The sequence below is a fragment of the Hwangdonia sp. genome (assembly GCF_048381975.1).
In the GTDB taxonomy this organism is placed as follows: domain Bacteria; phylum Bacteroidota; class Bacteroidia; order Flavobacteriales; family Flavobacteriaceae; genus Hwangdonia; species Hwangdonia seohaensis.
Map to the genome: position 1 here is coordinate 100,129 of NZ_JBLWYT010000002.1, position 12,820 is coordinate 112,948.

At 36.2% G+C, this 12,820-nt stretch carries 14 protein-coding genes; 4 read left to right on the top strand and 10 right to left on the bottom strand.

The genetic code is table 11. The features are described from left to right. Window positions 1-68 precede the first annotated feature (68 nt). Window positions 69-857 (bottom strand): NAD(+) synthase, encoded by a 789-nt coding sequence (nadE, locus tag ACN5J7_RS04205; RefSeq protein WP_418602928.1) that lies wholly within the window; start codon window positions 855-857, stop codon window positions 69-71. Window positions 858-1,043: 186 nt separating this feature from the next. Between nadE and gldB the strand changes: the two genes are divergently transcribed. Both gldB and gldC read left to right on the top strand, forming a co-directional pair. Then, window positions 1,044-2,006 carry a gliding motility lipoprotein GldB gene (gene gldB, locus ACN5J7_RS04210; RefSeq protein WP_418602929.1) on the top strand — a complete coding sequence of 321 codons (963 nt, stop codon included), beginning with the start codon at window positions 1,044-1,046 and terminating at the stop codon, window positions 2,004-2,006. After that, window positions 2,006-2,341 (top strand): gliding motility protein GldC, encoded by a 336-nt coding sequence (gldC, locus tag ACN5J7_RS04215; RefSeq protein ID WP_311940935.1) that lies wholly within the window; start codon window positions 2,006-2,008, stop codon window positions 2,339-2,341. Before gldB ends, gldC begins: the two co-directional genes overlap by 1 nt. A gap of 219 nt (window positions 2,342-2,560) precedes the next feature. On the opposite strand, the gene rodA is transcribed toward gldC, so the two are convergent. From rodA to ACN5J7_RS04260, 9 genes are all read right to left on the bottom strand, one after another. Then, complete coding sequence (gene rodA, locus ACN5J7_RS04220; protein WP_311940939.1) at window positions 2,561-3,838, bottom strand: rod shape-determining protein RodA; 1,278 nt, start codon at window positions 3,836-3,838, stop codon at window positions 2,561-2,563. Beyond that, window positions 3,838-5,775 carry a penicillin-binding protein 2 gene (mrdA, locus tag ACN5J7_RS04225; RefSeq protein ID WP_311940941.1) on the bottom strand — a complete coding sequence of 646 codons (1,938 nt, stop codon included), beginning with the start codon at window positions 5,773-5,775 and terminating at the stop codon, window positions 3,838-3,840. The genes rodA and mrdA overlap by 1 nt, the downstream gene beginning before the upstream one ends. Continuing rightward, on the bottom strand, window positions 5,772-6,278 hold the full coding sequence (locus tag ACN5J7_RS04230) for a rod shape-determining protein MreD (RefSeq protein ID WP_311940944.1): 507 nt from the start codon (window positions 6,276-6,278) through the stop codon (window positions 5,772-5,774). The genes mrdA and ACN5J7_RS04230 overlap by 4 nt, the downstream gene beginning before the upstream one ends. Then, on the bottom strand, window positions 6,279-7,094 hold the full coding sequence (mreC, locus tag ACN5J7_RS04235) for a rod shape-determining protein MreC (RefSeq protein ID WP_418602930.1): 816 nt from the start codon (window positions 7,092-7,094) through the stop codon (window positions 6,279-6,281). 23 nt (window positions 7,095-7,117) lie between these two features. Next, window positions 7,118-8,146 (bottom strand): rod shape-determining protein, encoded by a 1,029-nt coding sequence (locus ACN5J7_RS04240; RefSeq protein ID WP_311940951.1) that lies wholly within the window; start codon window positions 8,144-8,146, stop codon window positions 7,118-7,120. Window positions 8,147-8,282: 136 nt separating this feature from the next. After that, window positions 8,283-8,486 carry a hypothetical protein gene (locus tag ACN5J7_RS04245; RefSeq protein WP_418602932.1) on the bottom strand — a complete coding sequence of 68 codons (204 nt, stop codon included), beginning with the start codon at window positions 8,484-8,486 and terminating at the stop codon, window positions 8,283-8,285. A 116-nt stretch (window positions 8,487-8,602) separates the two neighbouring features. Continuing rightward, window positions 8,603-9,208: a hypothetical protein gene (locus ACN5J7_RS04250; protein ID WP_418602933.1), complete on the bottom strand. Its 606-nt coding sequence runs from the start codon at window positions 9,206-9,208 to the stop codon at window positions 8,603-8,605. Between the two features lie 276 nt (window positions 9,209-9,484). Continuing rightward, window positions 9,485-11,017 (bottom strand): bifunctional phosphoribosylaminoimidazolecarboxamide formyltransferase/IMP cyclohydrolase, encoded by a 1,533-nt coding sequence (purH, locus tag ACN5J7_RS04255; RefSeq protein WP_418602935.1) that lies wholly within the window; start codon window positions 11,015-11,017, stop codon window positions 9,485-9,487. Between the two features lie 258 nt (window positions 11,018-11,275). Then, window positions 11,276-11,731, bottom strand: coding sequence for a GAF domain-containing protein (locus ACN5J7_RS04260; protein WP_418602937.1), 456 nt, complete (start codon window positions 11,729-11,731; stop codon window positions 11,276-11,278). 95 nt (window positions 11,732-11,826) lie between these two features. Here ACN5J7_RS04260 and xrtF point away from each other — a divergent pair, with 95 nt between their 5' ends. Beyond that, window positions 11,827-12,378, top strand: a complete 552-nt coding sequence (gene xrtF / locus ACN5J7_RS04265; RefSeq protein WP_418602939.1) for an exosortase family protein XrtF — start codon at window positions 11,827-11,829, stop codon at window positions 12,376-12,378. After that, window positions 12,371-12,799 carry an exosortase F system-associated membrane protein gene (locus ACN5J7_RS04270; protein WP_418602940.1) on the top strand — a complete coding sequence of 143 codons (429 nt, stop codon included), beginning with the start codon at window positions 12,371-12,373 and terminating at the stop codon, window positions 12,797-12,799. Before xrtF ends, ACN5J7_RS04270 begins: the two co-directional genes overlap by 8 nt. The last annotated feature ends 21 nt before the right edge of the window (window positions 12,800-12,820 follow it).

A 12,820-nucleotide genomic window follows, 5' to 3' on the forward strand; every position in this document is an offset into this window, starting at 1 on the left:
AGGTTACAGCTATAATTGAGAGATTTATATGGCTGTAAAGATAGTTTTTTTTGCTAACAATGCAATGATTATTTTAAATTTATGGGAATTTCACAAATGGGTATTGCAATCATTTTGTGTTTATTGGCCGTGTTAAAACGTTTGTAAATTTTAAAAACATCTTGCTCTCTACCAAGAAATTCCGATGCCGTTTTACCGGCTTGGTCCATTTTCATAGCCCACTCAAGCTCAGGGTATGACGCTCCAATTTGATCTTCATCACTCCGTGCATCGCCAAATAAACCATCACTTGGAGCTGCTTTCATAATGGATTCCGGAACGTCTAAAAATTCACCTAGTTTATAAACTTCAGACTTTAATAAATCTGCAATAGGACTTAAATCTACGCCGCCATCGCCGTATTTGGTGTAAAAGCCAACCCCAAAATCCTCCACTTTATTCCCTGTTCCGGCCACCAATAATTTATAAAGTCCTGCGTAATAGTAAAGGGTTGTCATGCGCAGGCGCGCTCTGGTATTTGCCAAGGCCATATCAATAGTGGCTTGGTCTCCATCAAAAAATACCTCGCTCTTAAAGGTCTCAAAAACAGGTGTTAAATTGGTACGTGTATCGTCAACATTATTAAACCGTTGTTTTAATTGCGCAATGTGTTCTTGGGCTCTGGTAACGTGGCTCTCCGCTTGGTGTATTGGCATTTCAACACACAACACATTTAATCCTGTTTTGGCGCATAGTATTGAAGTTACCGCAGAATCGATGCCTCCTGAAATACCAATTACAAATCCGTTTACGCCAGCATTTGTCGCGTAATCTTTTAGCCAATTAACAATGTGATTTACCACTTTTTCTGTTTGCATATTTAACACAGTTTTTAATCTAAGAATAGTACCTTTGCAGACAAAAATAAAGGAAACGCCCAATTAATAAAAATCTATACCGTTTAAGTTATGTTTAAAAGCCGAAAAGGGCATTTAAAATATTAAATGGATGCCAACCATTTGATTGAAAACCGAATGAAAAGTTGTTTTTAAAATTTTAAGTAAATGAAAAATGCAATCTTGTTATTTAGTGTTGTTTTGTTAACCATTTCTTGTAAAAAAGATAATACGTTACAAAAGAATATTGCTAAAATAAACACAGATATTAAAATTGAACGTTTTGACAGGTTGTTTGCCGAGGCAGATTCAAAAGAATTGCCAAAGCTAAAACAAGCCTACCCGTTTATGTTTTCTGAAAAATATTCAGATTCGTTTTGGATTGCCAAAAAAGCCGATACTTTACAAATTCAACTGTTTAATGAGGTTGATATAGCATTTACCAATTTTAACGACGTTGAAACTGAAATTGAATCGCTTTTCAATCATTTAAAATATTATTTTCCAGAATTCAATCCACCCAGAATCATTACCGTCACCAACGATGTAGATTATAGAAACCGGGTAATTGTTACCGATACCATTGCTGTAATCGCTTTGGATAATTATTTGGGAAGCGACCACGAATTTTACGGTGCCATCCCCAAATACATTAGAGCTCATTTTAACAAAGAACAGCTCGTTGTAGATTTGGCCGATGCATATGCAAAGAAATATATCTATCAATCGCAAAAAAGAACTTTGTTGGACGAAATGATTTATTCGGGGAAACTACTCTATTTTAAAGATAAGGTTATTCCTTTTAAAACTGATGCGGAGCGTATGGGCTATTCGCCCGAGCAGTTAACTTGGGCCATTGCAAACGAGAGTTATATTTGGCGCTATTTTGTGGAGCGCGAATTACTGTTTAGCACAGACTCAAAATTACCGAGCCGATTTATAAATCCTGCGCCTTTCACTAAATTTTATTTAGAAGAAATTGACGCCGATTCACCAGGGCGATTAGGACAATATATAGGTTGGCAAATTGTACGTGCTTACATGCAGCAAAACGATGTAGCTTTAAAAGACATGCTTATAAAATCTACTGAAGACATATTTAATAACACCAAGTTTAAACCACGTAAATAATGGCAAAAAATCACACCTCAAAAATAGAATTGAAAGTTGAATTGGATGAAAACAGAATTCCGGAAAGTTTGCAATGGACCGCTGAAGACGGTGGTATTACAAACCAAGAAGCCAAAGCGATGATGCTTTCTGTTTGGGACGCCGAAAGCCAAGAAACGCTGCGCATCGATTTATGGACCAAAGATATGCCGGTAGATGAAATGAAAGTGTTTTTTCATCAAACCTTAGTAACGATGAGCGATACGTTTAATAGGGCTACACAAGATGAAAAAATGACAGCAACCATGAAAGATTTTTGTGATTATTTTGCTGAAAAGTTGGAACTGAAAAAATAGGTTTTAAGTTCAAAGTTCAAAGTTCAAAGTTCAAAGTTCAAAGTTCAAAGTTCGGAGTTGTGTGCCGTAAAACCGAGATTGAATTATTACCAAGAGATACACAGTGGTGCACGGAGTTTTGACTAAAACCATAACTTACTGAAGACTGAAAACTGAGACTGAAAACTTCCAAGGCTTGTTTGGTTTTTGGAATTTAACTTTTTTAGTATTTGGAATTTCTCACCACTCATTGATTTTGTTTGAGTCCAGTTTGATGAAAATAAACAGTAAAATAGTGAATGCCCAAAGCCCGGAACCACCATAGCTAAACATCGGCAGTGGAATACCAATGGTTGGAATTAAACCCATTACCATGCCCACATTTATTAGGAAATGTATAAAAATAATGGATGCAACCCCATAACCGTACACTCTACTGAATTGTGATTTTTGGCGTTCGGCTAAATGTAAAATACGTATAATAAGAAGCACAAAAAGAACAACCACAAATGTGGTTCCTAAAAAACCCCACTCTTCGCCCACGGTACTAAAAATATAATCGGTATGTTGCTCGGGCACAAATTTTCCGGTGGTTCGTGTGCCTTCCATAAAGCCTCTTCCGGTTAAACCGCCAGAGCTAATGGCTTTTTCGGATTCATTCAAGTTATAGGCAAACGTTTTTTTCATTTGCTCTAATTTAACGGGGTCTTTTTCCAATCGAAGCCACAGACTAATACGGTCTTGTTGGTGTGGTTTTAGAAGATTCTGATAAAAGAATTTTATTCCAAAAGACACCACAATGGTTACTAATAAAATAAATAAAGATTGAAATAGGCGTAATTTCTTTTTTCTTAAAAAATGAAAACCAACAAGTATTAAAACGGCAATTATTGAGGTGATTGTAACGCCGAATTTTAAAGACAATATGGATACTATAATCAAGGAAACACCAATGGTTAAATAATATTTTGGCAATCCTTCGCGGTACAAAACAAAAAAGAATGCGCCGTAAACAATGGTGCTGCCCGTGTCGTTTTGCAAGAGTACTAAAATTGCGGGAATGGCAATAATTATAAGGGCTTTTAACTGATCTCTTAGCGTTTTGATGTTGGTGTTTAAATCGCTAACATGTTTTGCCACGGCCAAAGCCGTTGCCATTTTCGCGAACTCACTGGGTTGAATGGTCATCCCGCCAATGGCGTACCACGACGTGGCCCCGTTTACGTTTTTACCGAAAATAAAAAGTCCGATTAAGGAGAGCATCGAAACAATGTAAATAATACTTGAAAATCGTTCGTAAAACTTAGCATCAACCGCCAATAAAAGCACGATTAAACCAAGGGTTAGAAATATAAAAATGAGTTGTTTGCCGTAAGGTTGTGAGAAATCGAAATAGTCGATGGTACTTCCTGTATGCGAAGCCGACAAAATATTCAGATAACCAAAACCAACTAAAAGTAAGAAGAGAATAATGGTAATCCAATCGAATCTAAAATATTTATTCGTATCTCTAACCATTAATTTGTGGCTTTGCTAATGTTGTTTAAATGCTTTTTTAAACGATAGTATTCCTTATCATCAACAAGTTGTAATAAAGTTTGCCCATTAATTTTAAAAGGCTCTCCAGAATAAGGTTTGGCGTATTCATCTTCCAAACTGTGTTTTAACAACCAATCTTCCAAATCGGTTCTGGTAATCTCGCCTTTAATATGTTTTTCAATCATTAAACTGGCAATTTTTCCGGCGAAGCGGCTTCCCCAATAACCGTTTTCAACAAAAACGGCGATTGCTATTTTTGGATTGTCTTTAGGGGCAAAAGCCACAAAAATAGAGTGGTCTGTCAATTGTGTTTTCACACTGTCGATAATAGCAAAATTTTCAACCGTTCCTGTTTTTCCGCAAATATCAATATCCTTTACTTGTAACCATTTAGCGGTTCCGTTTTTATATACTTGGTGCATGCCTTCAATTACAGGCTCAAAATGCTGTTTGTCAATCGTTGTGTATTTAGGAGTCGTGAATTTTTCGGGAAGTGTTTCACCTTTAATGGATTTAATGATATGCGGCGTGTAAAAATGCCCTCTGTTGGCAATAGCTGCAATCATATTGGCCAGCTGGATGGGCGTTGTGGCCACTTCACCTTGACCAATTGAATTGGAAATGGTATAAGTTGAATAAAAGGTTCTAGGGTAAATCCTTTTGTAATAGTCTCTATCAGGAATTCTTCCTTTTTGCCCCACTTTTAAATCGTAGCCTAAAAAATTTCCCAATCCAAAGCTTTTAGCATGATCGCTCCACACATCAATACCTTTTGAGGCACTACCCGTTTTGTCTAAAATTTTTCTGTAAGCCGTGGCGAAATAAGCGTTGCAGGATTCTTGAATACCACTAATCATATTGTTGCGCCTGCCTATGTAGCAATGGCATTTCATAAACCGATTTCCGTATCTGTAACCCGCATAGCAAGTAACGGTTTCGTTTGGGGTTAATACGCCTTCTTGCAAGCCAATAAGGGCGTTCATTAATTTAAAAGGTGACCCGGGTTCGTAAACCCCTTGCAGACTTCTATTAAATAGAGGTTTGGCGATAGAATCGTTAAAAAGTTTGGTAAAGTTTTTAGAGCGTTGTCTGCCAACCAAATCGTTTGGATTATAAGTTGGGGCGGCTACCATAGCTAATATTTCGCCTGTAGACGGCTCGATAGCGATAACACCACCACGTTTGTTTTGCATCAACAACTCGCCGTATTCCTGTAGTTTGGCATCGATGGTAATGGTGATGTCTTTGCCCTGTTCGGGGATAGTATCGAATTCCCCACCTTTATACGGTCCAATATTTCTGTTAAATCGGTCTTTTTGAATAAACTTAATGCCTTTTACGCCTCGCAATATGTCTTCGTAGGAGGCCTCAACACCTTGTTTGCCAATTAAATCGCCCATTTTGTAATAGGGGTCGTTTTTTATATCTCTGGTGTTAACCTCGCCAATATCGCCTAAAACATTGGCGCCAATTGAGGTTTCGTACTTTCTGAGCGACCGTTTCTGAATATAGAAGCCATCAAATTTGCGCATTTTTTCTTGTAAAACGGCATAGTCTTCTTTTGATAAATGCGAAACGAAAACCGATGGCAATCGGGGCGAATAATGATAGGCCTTGTTGTACGTTTTTATAAACTGATCTTTGTCAATTTTTAATAAATCACAAAACTCAAGCGTGTCCAATGGCTGCACTTCACGCGGAATAACCATCACGTCGTAAGAGGGTTGGTTCGCCACTAAAAGTTGTCCGTTTCTGTCGTAAACAAAGCCGCGTTTTGGGTAATCGTAAACTTTTCTAATGGCATTGTCTTCAAATAAATTATGCGTATTTGAAGTGTATACCTGCAAGTAAAAAAGCCTTGCGATAAACACAAAACCAACAAGAATTACCGATATGAATAGTAAAAGTTGTCTCATTTAGATTTTCGACTAAAAATAATAGTTATTAAAACACAAAGTATAATAGTGAATATACTTGAGAATAACGTTTTTTGAAGGATTAAAATTATTTTGGAAATGCTAAAAATTTCCAAACAAAACAAAATGAAGTGATGCGCAATTACCATAATGGTGATGTAGATTAGTTTTGCGCCAAAATCTACGGTATTGAATTTCATGTTCTGATGTTCGTAAACCATGCCAAAAGAGAACTTTAATGCAACGGGTCTGGCATAGGCTATAAACACAGATGCCGCAGCGTTAATGCCACCGGAATCTAAGAATAAATCGACCGTTAAACCCAATAAAAAACTTAAGAAAATAAATAAAGACCGGTTGTTTTTTACAGGAAATAAAATGATGAAAAGAATATAAATATACGGATTGATGTAGCCCAAAAAATTAATATGGCTGCATATTAAAACCTGAATTAAAATAAGTGCTATAAAGCGGATGCTATTTAAAGAAATGATACCGTTCATTTAATGGGAATTTAACAAATTTGTAATTTCCTTAAAATCCTTGTTTTCTATAATATGCACATGCTCAAGGTTAGTCATGTCGTTAAAAAGCTTCACATTAATCTCATAATAATTTTCGGCAACATCCAATTCAAAATCCTCTACAACACCAATATCAATATTTTTTGGAAAGATTGAAGAGCGCCCCGAGGTAACAATCGTATCGCCTATGGCAACCGGTGCTATTTTTTCAACATCTATTAACTGCACGATGTTTGGCGATTCGCCGTCCCAAGTTAAAGAGCCAATATGATTGGTTTTTTTTAATCCTGCACTAATATTGCTTGTGGTGTTTAACACCGAAATAACCGTTGAATAATTTTTACTTGAGTTGTCTATAATACCTAAAACACCTTTACTGGTTATCACGCCAAAATCTTCTCTAATACTATCGTTTGTGCCTTTATTGATGAGTAAAAAATTATCGGTTAAAGAATAACTGTTCTTTATAATTTTTGCAGTTTGGATTCTATACAGTCCGTTGTACGTAACACTGTCTATATAGCTTGAGTCCAGTTGGTTTTCAGCATTAAACAAAAGCGCTTTTAATCGATTGTTCTCTTCGGCTAAAATCTGGTTTTGCGATTTTAAATTAAAATATTCACTAATGTTATTAACAGAATTGTAAACGCCACCGGTTAAAAAATTGGCAGAATTTATAAACTTGCTTTTGTGATAGGAATGCGATTGAATAGTAAAAACAATAGACACCGAAAACAGCAACAAGAACAACAAAAACCTTTTGTTTCTTATTATAAAATTAATAATCTGTTGCATGATTTAGGGACTGTTTTATGCTTTTATTTAATCAATACACTTTTGTATTTAGGTAAATTTTTAAGTGTAATTCCAGTACCTCTTACCACAGCTCGCAATGGGTCTTCGGCAATATAAACAGGAAGGTCTGTTTTTTGCGACAAGCGTTTATCCAAGCCACGTAACATCGATCCGCCACCAGCTAAATAAATACCGGTATTGTAAATATCGGCAGCCAATTCGGGAGGTGTTTGCGATAGGGTTTCCATAACCGCATCTTCAATTCGTAAAATAGATTTATCTAAAGCTTTTGCGATTTCACGGTACGAAATTTGAACTTGCTTCGGTTTCCCCGTTAACAAATCACGCCCTTGAACACTCATATCTTCTGGCGGTAATTCCAAATCCTCTGTAGCCGCACCAATCTGTATTTTTATCTTTTCGGCAGTACGCTCACCCACATACAAATTGTGTTGGGTACGCATGTAATACACAATATCGTTTGTAAATACATCACCGGCAATTTTAACCGATTTATCGCAAACAATGCCACCTAAGGCGATTACTGCAATTTCGGTGGTTCCGCCACCTATATCAACCACCATATTGCCCTTGGGTTGCATAATATCTACCCCAATACCAATAGCGGCCGCCATGGGTTCGTGAATTAAATACACTTCCTTTCCGTTAACACGTTCGGCACTTTCTTTTACCGCACGCATTTCAACCTCGGTAATCCCCGACGGAATACAAATAACCATGCGCAACGCCGGCGTAAAAAACTTCTTTTTTAAAGCCGGTATGTTTTTAATAAACATACTTATCATTTGTTCCGAAGCATCAAAATCGGCAATTACCCCGTCTTTTAAGGGGCGAATCGTTTTAATGTTTTCATGCGTTTTGCCCTGCATTAAACTCGCTTGTTGGCCAACGGCAATTATTTTACCAGTAATTCTATCGCGCGCAACTATCGATGGCGCATCAACAACAACTTTGTCGTTATGTATAATAAGGGTATTTGCAGTACCTAAATCTATTGCAATCTCTTCGGTTAAGAAGTCAAAAAAGCCCATGTGCTATTAGTGGTTTTTAAAGGGTTGTTAACAAATCGTGTAAATGTAATAAAAGTAAATAAATATACCGAGTTTAAATGGCATACAAATGGCATCAAAATAAAGTATTAACTATTTATACGTAGTTTATCGATTTTTAGATGGTTTTTTTAAAGTTTGTGGCGTTCCCTACGCTCATACCTGCAAGGTTGGATGCTGAAACAAGTTCAGCACAAAAACCTTGCAGGATCACTTCGGTCGGGCTTTCCGCTATATCTTTTTTTGCGTCATAGCGAGGAGCGAGCGATGTGGCTATCTTATAAATTTTAGCTCTAAATAAAATGTATTTTCCTTCTTTCAAAAAAAAGGATGCCGCTGCAATCCCTAACGCGCCTATGTGCTGTCTTATTTTTTAAAACTTAAAGTTGTTTGCTTTTTTGAAAGGTGTTTAGATTAAGCACTAAACCGCAATTATTTTTATATATTGTTAGCTGTAGTCTTTTCTTTTCCATAAAGTTTATTCACTTTCGGTTGGATAATCCAAATTCCAATGAAGTAAAACCATAACAAGAAAAATTCCCCAGCGAAATCTCCAAATCCAACTTTTCTTTGTAATTCAGCAGTTTTTATTGTTTTCGCGACAAAGTACATTGAGTAGAAAATACAAAACATTGAGAACAGATGAAGAGGTAAAATTAAAGCAACAATCCAACCGCTATTTGAATCATTTATCCCGATTTCGGAAAAAAGCGCACCTATATAAATCATTAAAAAAATGATATAGACTAAAGGAATAAAAAAGAAAGCTTTAAATTTTTTCACTTTCATTTTTACTTCTTGTGGAATTTCCTTTTGAAGTCCAATTGCGATTGACCAAAACCATCCAAAAAATACTCCAGTAAAAAGAATCATTATTATCGGAAAAACTTGAAACATATCCATAACGTTTTCGGGGTTAGGATTCGATTCCATTTCAAATCCCGAAAACATATTATACATAGTGTAAAATTGAAAAAGTACTGGTATTCCAAGCATTACTATAAATAATTGCCAATGTTTTGCTTTTAAAAAAATATCTATCATTTATTCTATTAGTTTTAGTTCTGATATTACAGCTAATGTATTACGGATATAAAATCAGTTTTAGTACTGAAACAATCCCGAAAGCTTTTGGGACAACACAGGTGTTAAATATCAGCAATTAAACGAATATAGTCGAAAATATTTACAAAATCAAACAATCCGTTAAGCTGTAGAAACCCCTCAGGTGTTTCTGCTAAAATTCAACATCCATAACAGTTTCACACTAATGAGATTTATGTTTCCACTTCGACAAGCGCAGTGAGGTACGCAGGAATTTTAATGCTTAAAATGACGTGTTCCGGTCATTACCATCGCTACGTTATTGGCGTTGCAATAATCAATGCTCAACTGGTCTTTTATCGAGCCACCCGGTTGGATTACCGCAGTAATACCCGCATTTTTAGCAATTTCCACACAGTCCGGAAACGGGAAAAAAGCATCACTTGCCATTACCGCACCGTTTAAATCAAATTTAAAAGTTCCAGCTTTATGGATAGCTTGCTCTAAAGCATCAACACGACTGGTTTGCCCCGTACCGCTAGCGCACAATTGTTTGTTTTTGGCTAAAACAATGGTATTCGATTTTGTATGCTTACAAATTTTCGATGCAAATATTAAATCCTCTAATTCGTTGTCCGTTGGATTCGTGTCTGTAACATTTTTTAAACCTTCAATAGTATCTGTAATGTTGTTTCTGTCTTGTACCAAAACACCGTTTAAACAACTTCTTACATTGGTTTTTGGCATGTCCACATCATGAATTTTCAATAAAATCCTGTTCTTTTTTCCTTTTAAAATCTCTAAGGCATCGGCAGCAAAAGATGGGGCAATAACCACCTCACAGAATAACTTGTGAATCTCCTGAGCCGTAGCCAAATCAATTTCTTTATTGCTAATTAAAACACCGCCAAAAGCCGAAACAGGATCGCCAGCCAAAGCATCAAGATAAGCTTGGTGTAAGGTGTCGCGTTGCGCCAATCCACAGGCATTGTTGTGCTTTAAAATAGCAAAAGTAGGCGCGTCGTTTTTAAATTCCAGCATTAAATTAACCGCGGCATCAACATCTAAAAGATTGTTATAGCTTAGTTCTTTTCCGTGCAGTTTAGTAAACAGTTCGTCAAAATCCCCAAAGAAAAAGCCTCTTTGGTGTGGGTTTTCCCCGTAGCGTAAAACCTTGCCTTTTGGTTCGCTGATTTTTAAAACCGCTTCATCGTGGTTTTTGTTGAAGTAATTAAAAATAGCCGTATCGTAATGCGATGATACATTAAACGCTTTTCCGGCAAAACGCTTTCTGTTTTTTTTTGAGATACTGCCGTTATTTTCAGAAATCAATTCTAAAAATTCCGCATAATCGTCAACTGAAGATACACAAATTACATCGGCATAATTTTTAGCGGCCGCTCGAATTAACGAAATACCGCCAATATCAATCTTTTCAATAATATCCTGCTCGCTGGCGCCTGAAGCAACCGTTTTTTCAAAGGGGTATAAATCTACAATCACCACATCGATTTGAGGAATGTTGTATTCTGCCAATTCTGCCACATCACCTTCATGGTTTTGACGATTCAAAATACCACCAAAAACCTTGGGATGCAATGTTTTTACGCGACCACCAAGAATGGAAGGGTAGGATGTAACCTCTTCAACCGGAACCACATCGATGCCTAAATCATTAATAAATTTTTCGGTTCCACCCGTCGAGTAAATGGTAACGCCTTGTTCGTTTAACTTTTTTACAATTGGGGCTAATCCGTCTTTGCTAAAAACAGATATTAATGCGGACTTAATGGTTTTCTCGTTGCTCATGTTAGTGTGTTGTGTTTGATTCCCATTTTCATGGGAATGACAGTTTTATGGTTTTTCAATGCGATGCATTGAAAGTGCTGTTTTAAAAATGCAAAAGTAGTTATTTCAACTAAAAAAATGGGCTAGTTGAAATTAAAAAAGAGCAGCTTTTTTCAACGAAATAAAGAAGTTGTTAACATTAAGAGTTCAAAGTTCAAAGTTTAAAATTCAAAGTTGCTATAGATAGAAATATTAAACCCAGAATTTTGAACTTAAAACCTAGAGTAGCTGTGCTACTTGAGTACAAACAAACTCCAAAAAGCGTTCGTCTGCTTCCGTAAACGGATCTGCTGTGTTGGAGTCGATGTCTATCTGTCCGATGTTTTTGCCGTTTACAAAAATGGGCACCACAATTTCAGCCTTTACGGTAATACTGCACGCAATATAATTGTCTTGGGCCGCCACATCGGGCACCACAAAATTTTGGTTGCTTAGGGCAACTTGACCGCAAATCCCTTTCCCGAACGGAATCACGGTATGGTCGGTTGGTTCGCCAACATAAGGTCCCAAATGCAATTCTTTTTTATAGATATCTGCAAAATAAAAACCTACCCAATTGTAATAATCGATGTGGTGTTCCAATAACTGACAAATCGATAATAAACGTTCGTCGGTAGTTTTTTTGGTATCGGAAATTATGGTTTCAACCTGCGGTTTTAGAGTTTCAAAATTCATAAATAAAAAACTTTTGGTAAAAGTATTTAAAAAGGTGTAAATTCGATATTTAGTTTAGAAAAAAATTAATCACCAAATTAATTAAAATCACTTTTTTGCAGGAACTCTTCACAAAATATAAATTGGTTATAAAATTTATACTTACATTTTTAATGGTATATATATTGTTTTCCGTGATATATCATTTTTATTTAGAGTTCTCTGAAGGTTCCAAATTCTACCCAGATTATATAACACATTTGGTAGCCAAACAAACCGAGGATTTGCTAAATGGTTTTGGTTACAATACTCAGGTTTTACCGCATCCCGACGAGCCTTCGATGAAGGTGATTCTAAACGGCAGTTATGTGGCCCGGGTTATTGAAGGGTGTAATGCGGCAAGCGTAATTATCTTGTTTATGTCGTTTGTAATTGCGTTTTCGGGCAAACTAAAAACCACCTTGTTTTTTATACTTTCGGGCAGTGTTTTAATATATGTTGTTAATTTATTTAGGATTGCCCTTATATGTGTTGCCCTTTACCATTACCCTGAACATCAAGAATTTTTACACGGTGTGCTGTTTCCGGCAATTATTTACGGCATGGTTTTTTTATTGTGGATTTTTTGGGTAAATCGGTTTTCAAACTTAAAAAAGAAACATGGGTGAGTTGGTAAAATACACATGGCTTTTTGTGGGTTTCGGATTACTGATTTTAATCCGATGGTTTGAAAACGACTTGTTTTACGACCCCTATTTGGCCTTTTTTAAAAACGATTATTTATATACCGACAGCCCAAATGTTAATGTGTTAAAAGCATCTGCATTCACGGTGCTAAGGTATGCCCTAAACACCCTTATTTCCTTAGCTATTTTGTTTGTTGTTTTTAAAGATAAAGGCGTCATCAAGTTTTCTGGGTTTATATATGTTGTTGCTTTTGTTTTACTAATGATAGGCTATCTGTACTTTGTTTTAAACCCAAAACAGGAAACCTATTACATCTTTTTTAATGTGCGTCGGTTTTTAATTCAGCCCATAATTTTAATTCTTTTATTGCCAGCGTTTTATTATCACAAACTAAAAAATTAACTGTTAATCATTTTATAAAAC